Origin of the sequence: Nostoc flagelliforme FACHB-838, from assembly GCF_014698065.1 — a bacterium.
GTDB classification, from domain to species: Bacteria; Cyanobacteriota; Cyanobacteriia; order Cyanobacteriales; family Nostocaceae; genus Nostoc; species Nostoc flagelliforme_B.
Genome location: NZ_JACJSI010000006.1, coordinates 1 through 20,851 on the forward strand (window position 1 = coordinate 1; position 20,851 = coordinate 20,851).

A 20,851-nucleotide genomic window follows, 5' to 3' on the forward strand; every position below is an offset into this window, starting at 1 on the left:
GACTTTCAAATTTTATTGGTTGGGGAAATACTGTTGCCAATTTCTCAATCGTCACAGTTTTATGAAATTGCAATAGCATCAGCAAGATTTCCAGCATCTTGTACTGTGTGGGTATCAGTAGATTCTGAAAGCAGTTTTGGTAGAATTTAGGTAACATTATCATTTGATAGGTCTTGTTGAGAATACCTGACCTATGTTTTTTTACCCCAAAACGGTCACACTCTTATATTTCCTCGGCTTTAGCCCCTTTGTCACCCCTTCAGCTTCATGATTTTTAACCATGCCAGCTTCATCGTGTAGCTGACAGAAGTCTCATAATCCAATAGGCTGATCTTAAAGTGGTTGATTTTGAACTAAGCTCATCTGCACAAAAAAGCTAGGCTTCGTTGCCCAGCATACTTGGATATTTGTGTATAATATATTTCCTGTCTTAATATCATCACTTAATCGTTAACAACTAGCTATTAATACGAAAAATGCCCCTTAAAATCGTCCAGAACTTTGATAGTAGTTTCACTCTTGAAGCACAAGCTCAAGAAACTTTATTCAATTTATTGACCAGCGAGGCTTTCTTAAACCAAATTCGTCAACAGTTACAGTGTGAGCAAATTAAATTTACAGAATTACTTTTCCAACCAGTTCCTTACAGCTTAAGTACTACTAAAGGAATGCCAGCAGAATTTGAAAAGTATCATGAATCTGATGAATATACTATTATCAACGTACCACCAAATTTAATGTTTAGTGCTAAGATTTTTAAACCCAGTCGCCTTTGTGCAATTTACCAAAAAGTGGATAAAGGGTAATTTTAAAGATAGTTTTTTCCTAATTAGCAATTCTTAATTCTGAAGGCAAATACAAATAGTAAGTTTAATATTTGATGTATGGCTCTTGAAACGAATCTTTCTTCTTTGGCAGCCCTAAAATACATTCCTTACATTGACGATCGCGGTCAATTACCTGAACAATTTCAGGGTCAAATCGGGGTCTATGCTATCTTTGACCAGAAAAAAGTACTGCAATTTGTAGGATACTCCCGTGATGTTTACCTCAGCCTCAAACAGCATTTAGTCCGTCAGCCACAGCAATGCTATTGGGTAAAAGTTCAAACTATTGAACGCCCTAGTCGCACAATTTTAGAAAATACTGAAAATGCTTGGATTGCTGAAAATGGCAGTGTTCCTTGGGGAAATGGGGATCAAAAGGAAAAATGGACTCATCCCATTGATGTCAAAGTCGTAATGACACCTGAAGAACAGGCTAGTTATCAAAATCCAGCTAATGATGAATTAGCACAAATAAAAATTCTTAAAAATGTGGCGCGGAGAGTAGAAGCAGAAATTTCAACCCATTTATTAGAAGTGCGTGGTTTGCAAATGCAAATTCGCTTCAATCCGAAATTAAAAGAAGAAGGATTACTAGATTTGAAATGAAGGGTAAGAATTCAAAACGGGCTAAACCTTAGCTCTTTGCTAACAGGAGTCAGAAGGCATAATTTATAAAATATTTGATACCACAAGTACATTCATCCCTTCAACTTATCTCCTGATATTTCCACTATTCTGACTCCTGAATTCTTACAATGAAGGTAGTTTTGGGGAAAACTACCTTAAGAATATTGTTTGTAATTTCCCATGACAATACAGCTGCTGAACGATCGCTATCAAGTAATCCGCACACTGGGCGCTGGTGGGTTTGGTGAAACCTATCTAGCGGAAGATACTTATATGCCTTCAAAGCGCCGTTGTGTGGTTAAACAGCTAAGACCGATTCACAACAATCCCCAAATTTACCAGTTAGTGCAAGAGAGGTTTCAACGAGAAGCAGCTATTTTAGAAGAACTCGGTGGCGCAAATGACCAAATTCCAGCATTGTATGCCTATTTCTCGTCAGGCGGACAATTTTACTTAGTTCAGGAGTGGATTGAAGGCGATACTTTAACTGCAAAAGTTCAAATGCAGGGGCTATTTAGTGAAGGCGCTGTCCAGGAATTATTCATGAATTTATTACCTGTCCTGGATTACGTTCACTCTAAGCATATCGTTCACCGCGATATTAAACCGGGTAACATCATTGTGCGTCATCGGGACGGTAAACCAGTGCTAATTGATTTTGGCGCTATACGCGAGTCGATGGGAACAGTGGTAAATTCTCAAGGCAATACTACCAGTTCGATTGTGATTGGTACACCTGGCTATATGCCGAGTGAACAAGCCGCAGGTAGACCTGTTTATTCGAGTGATTTATACAGTTTGGGAATGACAGTAATTTATTTGCTGACTGGTAAACAGACGCAATAACTAGAAACGGATTCCCAGACGGGTGAAATCGTGTGGCGACAGTACGCGAGTCATGTTAGCCCAATTATGGCAGGAGTAATTGATCGGGCGATCGCTTATCATCCGCGCGATCGCTATCCTACAGCTAGAGCAATGCTGGATACTTTGCAGAGCATAGCAAATTCAATTCCACCGACGTAACCCTTCTTAACTCAACCGAGTATAGTCTCTGCACCCCCACCCCAGACAGCATCTGTCAAGCCACAGTCTAACCCTCAAGGCAGTAGTCAGAATAATATCCTTTTCGGTAGTTTGATTACAGGTGGGCTAATCGGTGCATCTGTGATTATTAGCCAAGTGTTACCAAAATCTTCTCAATCTACAGCAGACAAAACGGTATTACCTTCACAAGCGCCGTCAACTGGCACAAGCCCGGTGATAGAAACTCCTAAATTTATACCAACTACCCCATTTCCAACTCAATCTACATCTTCCCTAAATGCAGATGCTACCACAGATGTCAGTACTTATTTCTGGCTTTCCCAAAGACTTGTAACTGATGCAGATTTGGATGGTAAAGACGGTTTTGAGCTAGATATTATGCGAAATTCGATTTTTGCTAATCACGGTCGCCGTTTTGATACTCCTGAAATACAAGATTACTTTAATAAGCAACCTTGGTATCGCCCTATATATTCACCAAAAGCATTTCCACCTAAATTGCTGTCAAAATTAGAGCAACAGAATGTAGAGTATATCAGCAAATATCAAGTTCGTTACGGCTTGAGGTATTTTAATAAATAAGATTTTTTGAATTATACCATTTTTTTGTAATTAAACCATTTTACAAAATATTTGATATATATATAACGATTCTCCTTTGCATAAACTACTTTTTTAAACCTCACCCCCAATCACTCTCCTTAGCAAAGAGAGAAGAGTATTTTCACGCCTCAAATACGGGGTGAGGTTCAGACTGTATTGCGCCCAAGTGAGAAGCGCAATATTGGTAGGGGCATACTGCTGTACGTCCTTACACACTATACATTTATTGCAAAATATTCTTATAAATGGTATAAATTCTAAGTATATTAGCTGGGACTTATCAAAGGATTTATTGCTACTTATTAGATAATATCTAGGTTAGCTAGTGTAACATACCAGACAGATTACTAGATATTTAATAGCCTAAAATCGCTAGATATTATTGGTTAATCCTAGCGAAGTCTATATGGAGTTAGAGCTAAACTGTTCTTTTCTTACCCAAACTCCATCTCTAGATACTAGGCAGTTTTAGAACCAAGCATTTATATATAATATATAAGATTGCTATCTCGTAGATTAGCAATCCATAAGTTAAAGAAATGCCATTTTTATATTTTCTTTGTTATTTTGTATTTAACGGGACAGTTCTTCCTGATTTGGTGGGCTTAAATAACAATTAGTTAAACAATTTCCCCCCAAAGATGCATGTAAATTATTTGCCTTGTGCTTATTTTTCTTCCTAAATTTACAAGCACAATGCAAATTGGTTAAACAGATTACATGTTAATATTGCCAATCGGCGAATAGTTCATCTACACAAGGAAAACCTTGCCTACGACTATGCTTAAAACAATTAATCAACGTATTTTTCTGCCTGCTTTTGTTAGCCCTTTAGAAGAAAAGAATCAAAAAGGTAGTAAAAAGCGATTTGCTAGACCTAAATTAGATTTACTGCAACCATTACGTCAATGGCTCGACAAAATTGAGATTCAGAATCGGAAATTAGCCAAACTTATTGCTAAAGTAATTCCTGCCCAATGTCCATTTGAGCGCGATCTCATGCTGTTTGGTCGCAAAGTAGGTCACATTCCGCCAATGTGCAAACTTAATCCGCTTTATAACGAACTTGTCTACTTGCGTTTTCGCGCTTTGTGTTATTTAGTAGATCAGTGTGGAGAGGATATTCAATCCTACTGCTGAACATAACTAGATAAAACACAATATGGAAATTAAAATTGAGCATAAACCCACGCAAGAACGCCTCAATGAATTGGGTGTGTTTAAATGGGATATTTGGATAAAGGAAGTCTCAAAATTTCCTTGGATTTATGATTCTCAAGAAACTTGCTACTTTTTGGAAGGCGATGTTCTTGTTACTCCTGATGGTGGACTGCCAGTGCAAATGGGTAAAGGCAATTTGGTGACTTTTCCTGCTGGCATGTCCTGCACATGGGAAATTACAAGCAACGTGAAAAAACATTATTACTTTGATTAGTCAACCGAAAAGATTGATCCCCGTGGTCTAGTTGATGATCCCTAATACCAACATTTCATAACTTAATTTAGATTTCTACTATAAGGGGGTTCGCAACGATTGTCGTAGGATAAAGTGGCAGAATCGGTAAATTCCTTATATCCATATCTGTCGAAACTTGTTACGACTCCATCCCCTAAACAATATTCATAGAAATAAATAGTCTCATTACCTCCAAATTTGGCAGAAAGTTCTTGCCAGATTGGTGGCTAATAACTAAAAATATAGTTGTAAAATTTTGCTGCCTCAGCTTGGTCGTAATTATAACTTCGTTGGGATTGGGAAAAACCACTGTTGAAATTTAGCTTGATATATTTGGCCTAATTGTTCACAAAGACAATCGAGTAATTGTCTTTAGGAAACTGACGAAATGGCCGCTGAAAGGTTTGTGGAGAATATGTATAGCTAACAGTATCGCCATTGGTTTGTTTGGTAATATAACGGCCAAAATAGCGCTCGATTCTTTGAGACGTTTGGTTGAAAACATAGCGTCCCGCCATAGCAGAAGGGCTATAAATACTGTTGATGAGCAAAAATATTCCAGTTAATCCGATAAAAGTTTGGCAGAGATGATGGAATTTCATAGCGATCGCCAACACAGAAAATCCAGAGAGTTCATAATCATCTTAGTGGGAGTTTAGCAGAAAAAGGTTTCGTCCCACTGCCATTTTATTGAGGAAAATCATCAAAAATGTTACTGCATTTAAGTACTTGGCAAGAAGTCGAAGCTTATTTACAGCAGTCAAAGGGGATTATTTTCCCTATTGGTTCCACAGAACAACATGGGCCAACGGGGTTAATTGGCACTGATGCCATTTGTGCAGAAGCGATCGCAGCTGGTGTAGGTGATGCAACTCAAGCGATCGTTGGCCCTACAATCAATGTGGGTATGGCACTGCATCATACTGCTTTTCCTGGCTCAATCAGTCTGCGCCCCAGCACTTTAATTCAAGTAGTGCGAGATTATGTAACTTGTTTAGCCAAAGCTGGTTTTAGCAAGTTCTACTTTATCAATGGACACGGTGGTAATATCGCCACCCTGAAAGCCGCTTTTTCAGAAACTTACGCGCATTTAGAAGATTTGCAGATTCCCAATGCTCAACATGTGCAATGTCAAGTGGCAAACTGGTTTATGTGCGGTTCGGTATATAAGCTAGCTAAAGAATTATATGGGGATCAAGAAGGTTCTCATGCAACGCCAAGTGAAGTAGCACTCACCCAGTACGTTTATCCAGATGCGATTAAGCAAGCATATCTTTCACCAGAAGTTGCAAGCGGACATCGGATTTATAGCGCAGCTGAATTTCGAGTGCGTTATCCAGATGGACGTATGGGATCAAATCCGGCTTTAGCAACGCCTGAACATGGTAAGCAATTTTATGACTTGGCGGTGAAAGAACTTAGCAGTGGGTATTTCGAATTTGTGAACGCACAATAAAAGTCGTAGAAAAACGCTGTAGAGATGCGAGTAAAATTGCGTCTCTGCATAAAATATCTTGAGAATTTAGATACTTTCGAGAGCTTTGAGTACCTCTACTGCTGACTGATATCGTTGACTAAAGTCGAAATGTACCATTCTATTTAAAATAATAACTAACTCGTTCGTAGCATCAGTTAGTTCGCGCCAATGTTGCCAAATCTGTTGATTAGCATCAGCTTCAATTTGAATAATTATTTCACCAATATTTGTATCTCTGCGAAATTCTCTGGGATCTATTCCAGTTAAACCTTGTATTCCCATAATTCCCAACGCATAAATATCGCTGTTGAGTTTTGGCAAGCCGCTCATTTGTTCAGAAGGTGCATAACTAGGAGTGCCAATTGAAATTGTCTGAGCTTCTTGCTGCTGAGGTTGAATCTGCTTAACAGCACCAAAGTCAATCAAAACAATGTGTTGATCTGATTCTCGCCTAATCAAGTTACTAGGTTTGATATCTCGATGGATTACACCATAGCTATGAACAAAAACAAGCACATTTAAAACTTCTTTGAGCATCTCCACAACTTCAGCTTGTTTTAGTCGCTTGCCAGAGGATAGCTCTTTATCCATAGCGTGTCCTCGAACAAATTCTTGGACTAAAGAAAATTGCTGATTTTCTTCAAAAAAAGCTAGCAGTTGGGGAATCTGTGGGTGCTTACCCAAAATTTCTAAAATTTCTGCTTCTGCGTTGAATAAGCGTCTGACAACATTTAAATATTCTGCATCTTGGTGGGGAGGTAGCAACTGTTTAACCACACACTGCGGATTACCAGGACGCTGGATATCATCAGCCAAATAAGTATTGCTAAATCCTCCAGAACCTAAGGGTTGAGTAATTTTGTAGCGGTTGTTTAGTAGTGTGCCTATTGCAATTTCTTGCCCGATGGAATCAGTAATTACCATTGGTGCTTCATTTGAGGCGTTGCCACGCTGCCGTAAAAGACCTTGCAATTCCGCAATTAATTGTTGGTGTTCTTGAACCCGTTGGGTAATTTCTTGTTGCTCTTGCTTGGTTTGATAAGCACTATAGGCGAGGGCACTCCCGGCGGTAAATACTAACCCCAACGCCGAAGGTATGACTGGAAACCATCCAGCTTGGGTAAAAATGAAAAAATTGGCTCCAAATAACACTGCAAGTGCTGTTGTTCCTGCTAATCCTAAGCCTAGTGGATGTTGAATCCGCCATACCAGCAACCCACCAACTACAGTCCATCCCCATATCCAAAGGATTTTACCCCACTCAGGCAAAAACCAAAATAGAGGTTGTTTGTTAAGAACAGCGCTGAGAATTTGACTAACGCTGTGGGCGTGAATTTCAATTCCGGCCTTTTTGCCAGAATTATCTGATTTTCCACTAGCAAATGGCGTATTAAAAATATCATTTAAACTATTGGCTGTTGAACCAATTAAAACGATGCGGTCTTTTACTAAATCTGGTTTAACTTGATTTGCAAGTACTTCTGTAATAGTTACCTGCTGGGCGACCTGATGACCCGAACGGTAGTTAAGTAGGATTTGGTAGCCATTTGTATCCGCTTTCTGATAACCACCAGCGTTACTTTGTAGGGGTTTAAATACGGTATCTCGTAGTTGTAGTTCCTTTTTTGGGGTAAATTCTGGTTGGATGCCTCCAACTTCTAAGTATTTGAGTGCTAGTTGTAAGCTAAAAGAATAAGTACTTTGACAAGAATCAGATTCTTCTGCACTTACCAACAATAGGTTGCGGCGAATTGTAACGTCAGTATCTTCTACGACATCATTAAATCCTACTCGTTCTGCTTCAACTCCCTTTGGGGGCGCTATTCCCGGATTGTCAGAACCAGAATGTTTGCAGATAGGAATGATGATATCGCTCTGTTGTAGGCGTTGCAATAGTTTGTCATGACCTGGCTGTACTGGTAAGTCACGAAAAATATCTAGACCAATAGCTCGCGGTTGATATTCTTCAAGTTTACCTAAGAGCCGGTCTAGAAGTTCACCAGACAGAGGCCAATTCCATTTTTGGATATCTTTTTCAGTTAAAGCAACAATCAACAAACGAGAGTCTGGGCCTGGGTCGGCACGTAATTGCATCATTTGGTCGTAAACCTTCATTTCCAGAGGCTCGAAAACCCCCAGTTTTTGAATGCCCACTAGTAAAATAGTAGCGATCGCACTTGAAATAACAACTGGCTGTCTAAATAAACTTTTAAAATTTGCAACCATGTTTTTAAATAGGTTTTACTTTAAAATATACGTATATTTTTAGCTTAATTTTTATCATTGAAATTATTCTATGCAATTTGCAACTTTTCAAAAAATATAGTAATCATATTTTACTTGTAAAATCTCAAAACTCAGATTCCCGACTTCTGCAAAAAATCGGGAATCTTGTTGTTTATATATGATCAAGTATGTTTATATCTGTTTAAGATAATGCACGATCGCCTCTGCTGTTGGCAAATTAGTTGCTAATAAAACTTGATTAATAGTGCATAATCTCAGCAGTGCTTCTTCATTTGCTTGACCAGTCTGAGGTTGCAGCAAATCTCTCAGAAAAATAACTGCTAAAATTTCTCCTGCTCCTACTAATGAAGCAATTGTTTGATATCCTCCAGAAGTTGGTGCGGGTGTTTGTTGACTAATAGTTATCCCTGCTTGCTGATGTAAGACTTCGCTAATAGATGGCCACGTAATTGTAAAGCTCTGCGAGAAAAACTCCTGATGCTGAGATACCAATTCAGCAAGTTCCGATTTCTTGCTTTCATGAGCAATGAGTACTATATTTCTTTCAATGACCATTTGCGGAGGTTCACTGACATTTATGTCTTCTGGAGTTTCATCAGGTTGAGTTACTTCTACTTCAGAAACATCTTCAATAGTTTGACTGATACTCTCAGAAGATCCACTTTCTATTATTTTCCAAGATTGAATATCAACTAACTCAGAAACTTCACTTTCTTGTGTAGAAACATCATCAACATCTAAACTGATTTCTTCAGTGTTTGTATTAGTCAAATCAATGTATTGATTGCTGAAAACTTCCGGGAAATTATCATCAGGCGCAGTAGATGCTTCAGGAACATCATTGACTGTTTTATCAGCAGTGGAACTAGGTTCTACTTCGTTAACATCTGTAGTGTCTTCTGCTGTAATTGGCGTATTTAAATCTATTGCTTCATCGCTAACATCGTGTGTAACTTGACTTGCCTCTAACAATTGGCTCGATGTTTCTTGCGGCTGAATATCCGCGTATTCAGGAACTTCATTGACCAACTCCTCAACATCTGTACTAATTCCTTCTACGACTGGCGTATCCAAATCTACTGTTTTATCATGAGTAGCTTCTGGAACAGCGCTTTCCTCCTCAGATACTTGGTGGAAAATATCACGAGGCTGTACGAAGGTAACTTCTGCTGCTAGCGCCGCCTCAAATTCTGCATCTTCAGCATCAGTAGCTTCGGGAATAGCAATTTGTGCAGGAACTTCGCCGAAAATATCACGAGGCTGTACGAAGGTAACTTCTGCTTCCAGCGCTGCCTCTAACTCTGCATTCTCATCGTAGGTAGCTTCGGGAATGGCACTTGTATCACGCCGTTGTACAAAAGTAGATTCTGCTGCCAGTGCTGCTTCCAAGTCTGCAACCTTATCATCAGCTGCTTGGGGAATAACACTTTCCTCTTCAGGAGTTTTTATGATGTTTTCAGGTACAGCTATTGATTCATTTGGTTCACTCAAAGAAACTTCTGAGGCTTCGTTGACTTCTGGAACTTCTACTTCCTCACCATCTGCGCTGACTTCTGGTACAACTAATGTATGCAAATCCACAATTTCATCACGAACATTGTGTAGAACTTCGCTGACTGCTTCTGGTGACTCAGTTATGTTTTCAGGGGCAATTATCTCAACAACCGGGATGACATCATTACTTTGAGTAGAAACAACTTCTAAGACTTCGCTGGTTTCTAAAGAAGGAACATTAATTTCAGGTGTTTCTACTTCTTGGCTAACTGGCTGTGGAACTTGGTTGACTACCTGTGGGGCTGGAGTAGCAACGTTGGCGGTACTGATATTTTCAGGCGATCGCGGCCGAGAAAACAGTGAAGGATCTATAATTCTAAAGACTGTTTCTGGTTGCTCATAAACGGGAGCAACTGCTTCCAAAATCAAAACATAATCTGCAATCCGAATAACATCTCCATCGCTCAATGAATATGGTCGATCTTTTTCAGCTTGTTTCCCGTTAAATATTGAGCCATTTCTACTGCCAAGGTCACAAAAGTAGTAATTTCCACCTTTCACAAAAAACTTAGCATGTACCCGACTGATATCAGGGCTGTCTAGGAGTAAATCAGAATCAGGAGAACGGCCTATTAGCCATTCTCCTCTCCTTGGAGTTTCTATGGTAAGGTCAACCTCATTTACTTCACTTAGATTTGGTGAGTAGCTAACTTTTACTTTCATATTAATTTTTGGTTAATTTTATTGATTTCTGCTACCCAGCGCTGACGGGTAGTATGTTCTAAATTTAAAATATCATCTTGTGACCAGTGGAAATGATAAGCAATAAAAGCTACCTCCTCATATAAAGTATCAGAGGGGTAGCTTACGACTCCCCCGCTAGTTCTAGCTCCACTGAAAATTGAGTATTGCAGTGGGGACATTGTGTCGGAATGTGTACATTACCTTGCTGATTGATTCGATTATAAAATTCTCGCAGATAGGCAATGTCATGTAAGAGGAGTCCTTCGAGTAAATCAGGGCTAACAGAGTTGAAACTGCCTAAGCGAGTAATTACCCGTGCAAGCATAACCAAAACACCGTAAGCTGGATTTTCCTGAACTTTGCGCTCTTGTTGCACCAAAATTTCATCTTTGGCGGTGGCTAAACGCATCACCCCATGACGATGTACTCGGTGTTCCTTATCACTCAATCCTCTAGGAAGAGTGAAAGCAAATTCTGTGCAGAGAGTATCCTTTTTACGGGGCATAGGTAATTTGGGAATTGGGGATTGGGGATGAGTCTTTGATACTCGGTGACGAGTCTTTTATACTCGTGAATGAGTCTTTGATACTCGGTGACGAGTCTTTTATACTCGTGGATGAGTCTTTGATACTCGGTGACGAGTCTTTTATACTCGTGAATGAGTCTTTGATACTCGCTAACGAGTCTTTAAACTCCGTTAATGAGCCTTTGATACTCGCTGACGAGTCTTTGATACTCGTGAATGAGTCTTTAATACTTGTAAATGAGTCTTTGATACTCGCTGACGAGTCTTTAATACTCGTGAATGAGTTTTTTCTCTATTCTCTTACTCCCTCATCCCAATCCCCAATGCCTAATTCAATTATGAAGAAGTGCTTCGGGCGAATTTACTGTATCTTCTGGTATGGAAGTTTCGCCTTCCAACCCATTGATTCGACGGTAAAAATCTTGGAGGTAATTTAAATCTTGGGAAAAAAAGTTTTCCACTATTGCCGGAGTCACTTCTGATAAAGCACCCAAGTGCGTAATCACCCGCGACAAGATAATAATTGTGGCATAAACAGGATTAGCTTTAACGCGTGGGTCACGCAAGGGTGCAATCTCGTCTATCGCCGTTGATAACCGCATTACACCTTTGCGGTGGAGGTTGCCTTCCGAGTCTAGATACCCCTTTGGCAGTACAAATTCAAACTCTGTTGGAAACATAATCCTCCTGATTACTTCACGCGTTTAAATTCCTCAAAAGCAACCTCCACTTCCTCAATTTCGATGTCATGGCTGCGGGCGTTGACATCGGCAATTTTGTAACTTGCAGGCCAAGCACCGGCTAATTCAAATCTAGCCACTTCTTGATTTGCCTGATTATAAATAGACAAAGCAACCAGCCTACGTTGCTGTGACCAATTACCCTGTTGGACTTTTTCAAACCACTTCCAAAAATCCATAGAGTTGGTGGTACCTCTACGCAGAATGAGATTACCACTCTTAGGATTGCTAGGAAGCTTAGTTCTCACCACTTGACCTTTTGACTGCCCTTTAGTACCCCAGCTTTGAGAAGTAACTTCACAAATTTCAATTACTTCTTGTGTTCTTTTAAAGCCTTGACACTCCAAAAAGAAACAATTGGCATCGTTTTGACCTTCTAGTGTCAGTTCTAAATAGAACCGATGGGCTGTAAGAACTTCTGGAATTCGGCTTGCGGATTGTACCACTGTTATTCACTGCAAATGCTAATTATTTAATCCGTTTAATTCCTTCGTGAACCAATTCAACAGTCTCATTTGCCATATCACCACCAGAGGCTGTTAAGGTAGGCCCAGTGTATTTGCAGGGATAGCAATTGACAATGTTCCAGCGTGCCTTTTCAGAGCCTTGTTGGTCATAAGCAACCACCGAACCAGTTTTACGATTCTGTGCCCACTGACGAGGATCACCCATGTCTTCGTTACACTTTTGATACCAAGTATAAAGGTCTATATCATCTGTAGCGATGACTTTTACTGTAATGTTGGTAAATTTCACAACGGTTGGTGTAGCTTGGCGCATTAGTTTAGCGCCTTTAGATGAACCGTGAACTTCTTGCGCTGGAGTGTTTTCAACGCCTAGCCCACTAATTTCTTTGATAAATTTATCAGTAATCCCATCAGCCTCGAAGTAAAATTTACAAGAGGTTAAAAATTCGCCTGCCATACTTTTAGACTCCTTTGTGTGTAGTTAATTTGGGAATGGGGAATGGGGAATGGGGAATGGGGAGTTATAAGAATTTTTTCTTCAATGCCCCATACGCTAACTTAGTGTTACTCGCTATCTTCAATGCCATTCCATTGACTGATGCGGAAAACAACAAATTCAGCAGGTCTAACGGGACAAACGCCGACTTCGATGTACAAACGTCCTAAAATTCTGGTTTCTGGTGGGTTCAATTCTTCGTCACACTTGACATAAAATGCTTGTGCTGGAGATGCCCCAAATAAAGCACCTTCACGCCAGATGCGTTCTAAGAAATTACTGACGGTGCGGGTGACACGCGCCCATAAATCTTGGTCGTTGGGTTCAAAAACTACCCACTGAGTCCCCAGTTCTAGGGATTTTTCGATATAGCTAATTAGCCGACGCACACTGATGTAACGCCATTCTGTTTTATCTGGCTCAACTAATGTGCGTGCCCCCCAAATGCGGATACCTCGATTGGGGAAGCTGCGAATGCAATTTATCCCCAAGGGGTTTAATAGCTCTTGTTCGCGGAAGTTTGTGTCATAACCTAAACCAATTACGCCTCTAGGAACTTCATTTGCAGGGGCTTTGTAAACTCCTCTGGTTTCGTCAGTGCGGGCCCAAACACCCATCACATGACCACAAGGAGGTACTAAAATTGGATTACCGCGATCGCGTGGATTCGGTACTTTAATCCAAGGATAATAAAGGGCCGCAAACATGGAACGGCGGTTAAACCTATTCAACCACTCCACTACTTGTTGAGGTTTGACGGCATCCGGTGGCGCATCAAGTACAACCATGCGGTTGGGCGGGTTGGGAATATCGCCACTAGCAGAACCCTCGCACATACTAATCATCAGTTCGATGATGCCATGAACTTGATCTAAATTAAGTACCTGCTCTTGATAAGCCCGCATCACATCAGGACAAGCCAGCATTGTGATTTCATCAATTTCAAAGATACCGCGTACCCCGGTGCGATCGTCTCTAACCCCTTCTAAATTTTGTGAAAATCTATCGGGTGGCGCGGCGACAATGGGCGGCGCTAGTTCATATTGACCATTAACGGGACGACGAGCTAAAGGCTGTCCACTTTGAGTTATGTCTTCTACGGTGATGTACATCGAATTTCTCAATGCCGCCACCGCATAAGTTGCTGTTTGACCAGCAGGCTCGCGGTTCATTGTCAAGTTCTCGTATTGTTCTAAAAGTTCATCTCCCCGACGAATTTGAATAGTGAAATATTCACCCGTATTTGGAGGCGCTTCTCCTTCAGTACCTTCGGGTAGGGCGCGGGGTGAACCATCAATAATGACGAGATTTACTAATCCGCCTGCTGCTTGTTCAGGACGCAAAGTAAAGCGAAGGGCTGGACGATTACCTCTAGAGTTGATTCTGAGGGTAGCCGGTTCTGCAGTTGCCGGTCTGGGTGCGCCTGGTAACTGAGTCCCGATGCTTGTTACCCAGCAACGGCCGCCACCATTCATAAAGTAGCCGTAGACTGAAAAGGGTAAATAGGCGTTGAAGTCGGTGAAGCCGTCAGAGTTGTCACGGGCAAAGTAGGTTAAATATTGCGTCCAAGTGGTTACTAGCATGGGTTTGTATAACTCAGCCCCACCACGAACGTCTTCTGTAAAGCCTACAAATCCGGCAACTGCCGTGCTAACACCTTCAATTGGTCGGCTACCCCGGTCAATTTCTTCAATGTAGACACCAGGAGCAAAGTAATCAAGTCTAGCCATGAAAGTTTCTCCAAGTCAGTAAAAATCAAATTATTCAGGAGTTAGAAATATTTCTTTGAAAGTATTACTTTGGTTATCTACCAATGCATTGACGTTTTGAGGTAAATAGCCAGGATGATTCAGAGCCAAAACATAATTACCTAAATGAAGGTCTTCAAAGAAGAACAGCCCTTCTTTAGTGGTTAATATGGACTTTTCAGTTCCCATCACAGCAACTTCTGTCGCTACCAACGGCAGATTTGTCACCGCGCTTTTGACAATACCCGCGATCGCAACTCGCCTGGTTAATACTAAACTGTCACTATCATGAGACAATTGATTTCGCAAATTGAAAATCCGCTCCCAAACCAAAGGCACTGGAGTGGGTTGTGGCTCGAAGGGTATTGTAACTGTCAAATATAAGGCTGAACGCAATGGAACATTGAGAGCGCTCCATAAAGAGCCAATCTCAATTGGTGGCTCTAGGGCAACTGTCATGTTCAAATTACCATAGCCCCGTAATTCAGGAACCAAAAACTCCTCTTCTAAGGTGCGATGGCGCAACAGCACGGTCAATGCCTCACTGATAAAGTGATGCTCACCTAAAGCTGTTCTATCCCAGGCTGTTAACAATAGCGAAACATCAAACCAAGCCGGTGCCCAATTTACAGTGGCAGGTTGTAGAGCGCGTGTTAGCTTGCGTTCAACTTGCCTACCAGAATGTTGTACCTGCTTACTCTCACGTATATCAAAAATGTATAAATTGAGAGTCGGGCCTGCTCCCTCTTCCCTTCGATTACCAGGATGGCTAAAGTCAATTTGCTCCGTACTGGTAAGTGAGGTTCCTCCAGCTAGAATTTCGGCTAAAGTTTGAAGAACGAAGATAAGCATGAAGATGTTTTGCTGGTAGCTAATCCACTGGTAGCTAATCCAGATGCATCTAGAATATATGTCTCAGTCTTCTAAAGTTAATTAGACTTTTGTCGATATTTTTTAGATGGAGCATTGGTTATTTTCCCTGTCCCATCTTCCTCATCCCCATTCCCTGCCTTACCCAGAATAATGATTGGGAAGGCTAGAAAATATTAGCTTTTCAATAATCCGAAAAGCAGCAACTTCAGTTTGTAGATTAGTTTAGAGCAGTTCTTACAGCAGAAATCATGTATTTGGACTACATCTGTCGTCGAGGCGCAATGCTTTGTGCCCCTACTACCTGGTCTATTTACCTGAAAATTGCAATTGTATGCGCTACATTTTTTTGCCGGGTGGGACGAAAAGCCTGCCTCAGTTGTCCACCAGACCAACTTTGATGGATGAATAGCAAGCTACGCGTAAGTATCTTTAAAAAGAACTTTAGCCAAGGCTTGAACGCTTTAGCGCTCACTACGAACCAAGCATTGTTGCCTTGCTAGAGTAGTACTTGTTTAAATATTACAAACAATAAATACTACGTACTTGTATATACCTAGAAAAATAGGAGATCCCTGTGAATATAAGCTTAATAATTCTTTGGATGAATTATCTAACAAGATAACTTAACAAAAAAATAAACATTACTGAGGCTGCATAATTTTATACTGATCAGTGGAAAAGTAAAAACATTTGGTTGCAAAAAGCGAGTGAAGCTATGACACTAGGCTTTTCTGTGCAAAAACTAGACAATGACTCAAATTATTTGAGTTCCTCAGACATCCAAAACTTTTGCCAGCTAGAGTCTGAGCAGTTAACTAGTCAATATCCAATTTTTTTCGTTCGTATTGTCTATCATGATTGCTTGCTAAAAAATCATCAGGAGGTTATACATTATGCTCAAGATCAAGCTCCTTTTTCCCCAAAAACTTTAGCTTATTTGCGTTCAGAAACATGGCTGACAGATTTTCCGCCTGCTTTTACTTTAAATGAATTTAGATTAAGCGGCTTTTCATCAATTTCTTACCTTTGCCCTATAGCCTATAGAAATCAGAAACCTGAATACATTCAAATCATTACTCATGAACCTCTGTCAAAGAGTTTGCAATTGTACGTAAAACGCTCTGCTATACTTCTGAGTAAATATGTAGATATTTACTTGAACTATGGAAGACAAAAAACGGAAATTCAACTCCTCGAAGATATCCTGCATAGAGTAGGACATCAATTGCGTAATTCACTAGGACTTATAGGATTGTATGCACATAATTTATGCTTAGGATTGGAGGACAATCCTTGGCAAGAACAAGCAACAATTATTGGCGAAAGCATACAAGATTTAGATACTAATTTAAACGAGCTTATTGATTGTGGACAAAGTGCAAAATTAAGGGTAACATTTCAAGATTTAAGAAGTTTGGTTGTTGAAAGCATCACAAATCTCCAACCTTTAATTAATCAGAAAAAAGTCAAAATATTCATTCCTGATACATCGACAACTCTGAAAATAGACAGACTACAAATGAAACAAGTTTTTGACAATATTCTGAGTAATGCTGTTCATTTTAGTCCTAATTCAGGAACTATTACTTGTAGCTGGCAAATTTTTCAAGATGAAGTTTTAATTAAAATCTCGGATCAAGGGCCAGGATTATCTAAAGAAGATTTACAAAAGGTATTTACACCATTTTATTCCCAACGTCGAGGAGGTACAGGGCTAGGTTTAACTATTGCTAAAAAAATTGTTTTAGATCACCAAGGAAGTATCTGGGCGCAAGTTTTGTCAGAAAGAGGAGCACAATTTTCTGTAATCTTACCTCGACCAAGGAGCGGAAATTAATTCATAATTCATAATTAAGAATATGGCTAATGATAATAAGAAACTTTCGGTTTTACTTGTAGATGACGAAGAACGCTTTCGTCAAGGTTTACGTACTCTGTTGAATTTTTATAGTATTAATTCTGCGTTACCTGTAGAAGTGATAGGTGATGCAGATTCTGTGGAGCAGGTTTTAAAGTTTACAAGCCAGAAGTGTCCAGATTTAATTTTGCTGGATATGCAATTGAAAGGATGTGATGGAATTACAGTTTTGGCACGTCTTAAGGAGACTGCTTACACTGGGAAAGTTTTAGTATTGTCGGCTCATCAAGAAGATGACTGGATTTTTAGAGCGATGCAGGCGGGAGCCGCAGGTTATGTGTTTAAAAATCGTTTAGCAACACAATTGTGTGAGGCTATTGACACTGTAACTAGGTCGGAAATTTATCTACCTTCAGAGGTTGCTAGTCTATTTTTCCGGTTTTTTCAGGCTTATTCAGATTCTTGTGTAAAAGCATGTCATGAAGTGCATTTAACCGAAAGAGAGCAAGAAGTTTTATATTGGTTAACTCAAGGTGCTTCTAATGAAGAAATCGCTAAACATTTATATGTAACAGTCGCTACTGTTAAGGCGCATCTCACAAGTATTTTTGAAAAGTTGAAGGTTACTAGCCGGACTCAAGCGATTGTGGCTGCTCTTAAGTTAGGATTGGTTCACGCTTGAACACGACAGAAGTAATTGGTGCAATTCACGAAACTCTTTGTATATGTCCTCATTTGAATCTTTTTATCAACAATACCCCTGCTCGTACAATTCTCCCTTAAATTGCGATCGCCCCTTCCAAACGGCACAGCAAATCAAGGGCGCTAAGTTTTGCTTGGAATGTGGTTTTCCAGCAACTTTACCACAGGAGGCTGAGATTAAAGGGAATCAGGGGACTTATCAAATAGCTAGTTTTATCGGTGTGCGGGGTTTAGGCCGCTTATACTCAGGTGTTAAACTTAAGGACAAACAGCCTGTAATTATTAAAGAATATCTATTACCCAATCGTTGTTTTAATGAAAGCGAAACTCAAAAGCGGAAAGAAACTTTCAAACGAGTGGGTGGAGTAAGTTTAGCCGATAGTCGAATTCAAAACTTCCGTCTTGTGGAAACTAAAGAAGCGATCGCTGATGAAAAAGGAGAGCGCTGTTATCTAATTACTCAAGGTATAGAGTCATCCCAATCTTTAGCTAAATATCTGATAGAAAAGGGAGCAATGACATCTTCTGATGTGCGTGAGGTACTAAATCAAGGTTTACAAACTCTCCAGTTTCTCCACACTCAAAAGCTGCGTTTTCCCTCCAATCAAATACAGATGGGTATCACTCATGGCAACATCAGTTTAGATAGTACTTTAATTAAACTAGAAAAAAATCAAAAGTTCTCTATATACTTTAGTGATTTAGCTATCTGGGAAAATTTATTTATTCCACCCATTATTACTCAACCCGCACCCGCCAGACCCGAACAAGATTTAGAATCATTAGGATTGCTAGCCTTTTCTTTATGGGTAGGGCAGACAACTAATTATCTATCCAATCAGCCTCTCGATCCTAGAGATAATCAACAATGGCCAGATACTGATAGCCATTTAAAGCAATTTATTTATCGGCTACTTGGACTGGAAAGTACTTTCGAGAATGCGGAAGCCGCACGTAAAGCATTACTAGAACTTCCCAAAGAAGATAATGGCAAAAGTTCAGTGCGTTCGCCAGGTTCTCAAGAAATAAAAAAGCCTTTGCCAATGCCCTTAATTCTACTAGGCATTCTAGCTTTATTACTACTTAGCGGCGGAATATTGTATTGGCTTTTGGGCAAGAAAACAGGTAGTACTAATCAATATATACAATGGTCTAGACTTGTGCGGAATTTCTCAGAAGTTCCCAACGTTCCTTCTGGACGATTTACTTACACAGGAGAAAAAGATAGTACATGGAGTTATGTTTTAACGCAACCAGTCGATAACAGTCGTTTAAGAGATTTATTGACCACACCAAAGCTAGATGCAACAGCAACATTTAACTATGAATCAGTTTTGTCATCAAATCTAAATAATCCCATTAAAAGTATCGAAGAAGTCCAAACAAGCAAAAAGGATTTTGCAATTACTAGTTTGGTAGAGAACATCACAGATAAACTTGCTAAAAAAACATTTGCTTATGATGGTTTACTTGTTTTTGTAGCATTTAATAAAAGAGACTCAAATCTGGCTAATGCTCTTGGGGGGCAAATCAATCTTGAACAATTGCGTCAAATTTACACAGGTAAGATTACTAATTGGCAGCAGATTAATCCGAAACTTCCAAATCTACCTGTGAAACCTTTTGCCCCTACTGAACCAGAAGCAGTCAGTAAATTTCAAGAAATAGTCCTCAAAAATGCTCCTCAGGACGAAGCTTTATTTACTGCAAAGGTTACTAAACTTGATACAACAAAAACCCAAAATCTAATACGCAGCGAGACTCTACAAGGGCGAAGCACTGGTATTATTAGTTTTGGAATTATCAGTAAAACTTCGAATCAGTGTACTGGGTATCCTCTAGCGATCGCAGATGATAAAAGGTCAGCGATTCAACCTCTATTTCAAAGGCGCGATCGCCGCTCTATAAATCCTTCAGATGATTTATGTCAACATGATGATTATTATGTTGATGTCACAACTTTCCAAAGCTATCCTTTGGGATACCCTATTTTTGTAGTGTACCCTAAAGACAGCACCCGCCTGCCTGGTGGTTCTACATTTGCCCAGATGCTAACCACTCGTCAGGGTCAGTGTTTACTTAGTAAAGTAGGTCTTGTAGCTTTACAACCTATGCCTGATGATATAAATTCCTATGCCTGCAAATCGGTGCCCTAATCCCAGTTGCGAATATTTTAACCGCGCCCTGCCTAACAATGCTAAGGTTTGTCCCTGGTGTTCAACTCCTATAGGTAATGTAGTTTCTCCTACACCACAACCGCCTAATCAACCACCACCTATTCAACAACAACCTAGTCAACCACCACCTGTTCAGTATCAACGGCCAGCAACCGATCAACCTAACTACCAGGTTCCTCAACAAGCTCCTGTTGATTATTCAACAGTCTATCAGCCACGGGTTTCTTATCCGCCAACACCGCCTGTTTATACCCCCCCGCCTCAAAGAGCGCCAGTCTTAAAGCTGGTTCATAGCACGGGAAGAGAATTTAACCTCGTTGGCGAAGGAGGTTATATTGGCCGTCGCAGTCAGAGTCCAGGAATAGCGCCGCCAGAAATTGACTTAACCGGCATTCCCAGTGAGGGAATAGTCTCTCGTCGTCATGCGCGAGTCGATTGGGACTGGTCGCAAAACGCATATATGATTGTTGATATGAGTACAAATGGTATTTATTTAAACAGCAATCCTCTAACTCCTGGTATGCAATATCGTCTGCTTAATGGCGATTCAGTAAAATTTGGTCAAGATAACCTAGTAAATTTCACTGTATATATAGTGTAGTAAAAAACTAGCTTTATCATGAGTATTCTCTGCGTACCTTTGCGCTTACCTCTGCGCCCCTAGCCTGCGGGAAGCCGTTCGCGTAGCGTCTCGTAGAGAAGCGCCTTTGCGTTTAAATTCTAAAATCCTTAGTTATTCACA

The 20,851-nt window shown here is 40.2% G+C and carries 19 protein-coding genes and 1 pseudogene; 10 read left to right on the forward strand and 10 right to left on the reverse strand.

What is annotated here, in order from left to right; all coding sequences use genetic code 11:
- The first annotated feature begins 476 nt into the window (after positions 1 to 476).
- The 5 genes and pseudogenes from H6G97_RS04560 to H6G97_RS04580 all read left to right on the forward strand — a co-directional run bounded on the left by H6G97_RS04560 (position 477) and on the right by H6G97_RS04580 (position 4,539).
- A complete protein-coding gene (locus H6G97_RS04560) occupies positions 477 to 806 on the forward strand; it encodes a hypothetical protein (RefSeq protein ID WP_190939522.1) in 330 nt (109 codons plus the stop codon).
- A 78-nt stretch (positions 807 to 884) separates the two neighbouring features.
- Entirely contained in the window at positions 885 to 1,433 is a 549-nt protein-coding gene (locus tag H6G97_RS04565) for a GIY-YIG nuclease family protein (protein WP_190939523.1), read from the forward strand.
- A gap of 201 nt (positions 1,434 to 1,634) precedes the next feature.
- Positions 1,635 to 3,083 (forward strand): annotated as a pseudogene (locus H6G97_RS04570) (protein kinase domain-containing protein).
- 801 nt (positions 3,084 to 3,884) lie between these two features.
- Entirely contained in the window at positions 3,885 to 4,244 is a 360-nt protein-coding gene (locus H6G97_RS04575; protein ID WP_190939524.1) for a Mo-dependent nitrogenase C-terminal domain-containing protein, read from the forward strand.
- A gap of 22 nt (positions 4,245 to 4,266) precedes the next feature.
- Positions 4,267 to 4,539 (forward strand): cupin domain-containing protein, encoded by a 273-nt coding sequence (locus H6G97_RS04580; RefSeq protein WP_190939525.1) that lies wholly within the window; start codon positions 4,267 to 4,269, stop codon positions 4,537 to 4,539.
- 359 nt (positions 4,540 to 4,898) lie between these two features.
- Here the strand turns inward: H6G97_RS04580 and H6G97_RS52215 are convergent, their stop codons facing one another.
- Positions 4,899 to 5,162, reverse strand: a complete 264-nt coding sequence (locus H6G97_RS52215; protein WP_242054805.1) for a hypothetical protein — start codon at positions 5,160 to 5,162, stop codon at positions 4,899 to 4,901.
- Between the two features lie 107 nt (positions 5,163 to 5,269).
- Here H6G97_RS52215 and H6G97_RS04590 point away from each other — a divergent pair, with 107 nt between their 5' ends.
- Positions 5,270 to 6,016 carry a creatininase family protein gene (locus H6G97_RS04590; RefSeq protein WP_190939526.1) on the forward strand — a complete coding sequence of 249 codons (747 nt, stop codon included), beginning with the start codon at positions 5,270 to 5,272 and terminating at the stop codon, positions 6,014 to 6,016.
- Positions 6,017 to 6,082: 66 nt separating this feature from the next.
- On the opposite strand, the gene H6G97_RS04595 is transcribed toward H6G97_RS04590, so the two are convergent.
- The 9 genes from H6G97_RS04595 to H6G97_RS04630 form a co-directional block, all read right to left on the reverse strand.
- The gene (locus H6G97_RS04595; protein WP_190939527.1) at positions 6,083 to 8,263 is read right to left on the reverse strand and encodes a CHASE2 domain-containing serine/threonine-protein kinase; all 2,181 of its coding nucleotides are present in this window, start codon (positions 8,261 to 8,263) and stop codon (positions 6,083 to 6,085) included.
- Between the two features lie 192 nt (positions 8,264 to 8,455).
- Positions 8,456 to 10,501 carry an FHA domain-containing protein gene (locus H6G97_RS04600; RefSeq protein WP_190939528.1) on the reverse strand — a complete coding sequence of 682 codons (2,046 nt, stop codon included), beginning with the start codon at positions 10,499 to 10,501 and terminating at the stop codon, positions 8,456 to 8,458.
- On the reverse strand, positions 10,498 to 10,701 hold the full coding sequence (locus H6G97_RS55315) for a DUF6760 family protein (RefSeq protein WP_313931140.1): 204 nt from the start codon (positions 10,699 to 10,701) through the stop codon (positions 10,498 to 10,500). Before H6G97_RS55315 ends, H6G97_RS04600 begins: the two co-directional genes overlap by 4 nt.
- Positions 10,644 to 11,027 carry a phage tail assembly protein gene (locus H6G97_RS04605; RefSeq protein ID WP_190939529.1) on the reverse strand — a complete coding sequence of 128 codons (384 nt, stop codon included), beginning with the start codon at positions 11,025 to 11,027 and terminating at the stop codon, positions 10,644 to 10,646. The genes H6G97_RS55315 and H6G97_RS04605 overlap by 58 nt, the downstream gene beginning before the upstream one ends.
- A 353-nt stretch (positions 11,028 to 11,380) precedes the next feature.
- A complete protein-coding gene (locus H6G97_RS04610; RefSeq protein WP_190939530.1) occupies positions 11,381 to 11,728 on the reverse strand; it encodes a hypothetical protein in 348 nt (115 codons plus the stop codon).
- Between the two features lie 11 nt (positions 11,729 to 11,739).
- Positions 11,740 to 12,234 carry a phage tail protein gene (locus tag H6G97_RS04615; protein ID WP_338421579.1) on the reverse strand — a complete coding sequence of 165 codons (495 nt, stop codon included), beginning with the start codon at positions 12,232 to 12,234 and terminating at the stop codon, positions 11,740 to 11,742.
- Positions 12,235 to 12,256: 22 nt separating this feature from the next.
- Complete coding sequence (locus H6G97_RS04620) at positions 12,257 to 12,712, reverse strand: phage tail protein (RefSeq protein WP_114082349.1); 456 nt, start codon at positions 12,710 to 12,712, stop codon at positions 12,257 to 12,259.
- Positions 12,713 to 12,819: 107 nt separating this feature from the next.
- The gene (locus H6G97_RS04625; RefSeq protein WP_190939531.1) at positions 12,820 to 14,481 is read right to left on the reverse strand and encodes a phage tail sheath family protein; all 1,662 of its coding nucleotides are present in this window, start codon (positions 14,479 to 14,481) and stop codon (positions 12,820 to 12,822) included.
- Between the two features lie 30 nt (positions 14,482 to 14,511).
- Positions 14,512 to 15,351, reverse strand: a complete 840-nt coding sequence (locus tag H6G97_RS04630) for a Pvc16 family protein (protein ID WP_190939532.1) — start codon at positions 15,349 to 15,351, stop codon at positions 14,512 to 14,514.
- 715 nt (positions 15,352 to 16,066) lie between these two features.
- On the opposite strand from H6G97_RS04630, the gene H6G97_RS04635 reads away from it, so the two are divergent.
- The 4 genes from H6G97_RS04635 to H6G97_RS04650 are packed head-to-tail and all read left to right on the forward strand — an operon-like array spanning position 16,067 to position 20,710.
- On the forward strand, positions 16,067 to 17,209 hold the full coding sequence (locus H6G97_RS04635) for a sensor histidine kinase (protein ID WP_242054806.1): 1,143 nt from the start codon (positions 16,067 to 16,069) through the stop codon (positions 17,207 to 17,209).
- A 22-nt stretch (positions 17,210 to 17,231) separates the two neighbouring features.
- Positions 17,232 to 17,912, forward strand: coding sequence for a response regulator transcription factor (locus H6G97_RS04640; RefSeq protein ID WP_190939533.1), 681 nt, complete (start codon positions 17,232 to 17,234; stop codon positions 17,910 to 17,912).
- A 43-nt stretch (positions 17,913 to 17,955) separates the two neighbouring features.
- A complete protein-coding gene (locus H6G97_RS04645) occupies positions 17,956 to 20,088 on the forward strand; it encodes a substrate-binding domain-containing protein (protein ID WP_190939534.1) in 2,133 nt (710 codons plus the stop codon).
- Positions 20,066 to 20,710, forward strand: a complete 645-nt coding sequence (locus H6G97_RS04650) for an FHA domain-containing protein (protein ID WP_190939535.1) — start codon at positions 20,066 to 20,068, stop codon at positions 20,708 to 20,710. The genes H6G97_RS04645 and H6G97_RS04650 overlap by 23 nt, the downstream gene beginning before the upstream one ends.
- Positions 20,711 to 20,851 lie beyond the last annotated feature (141 nt).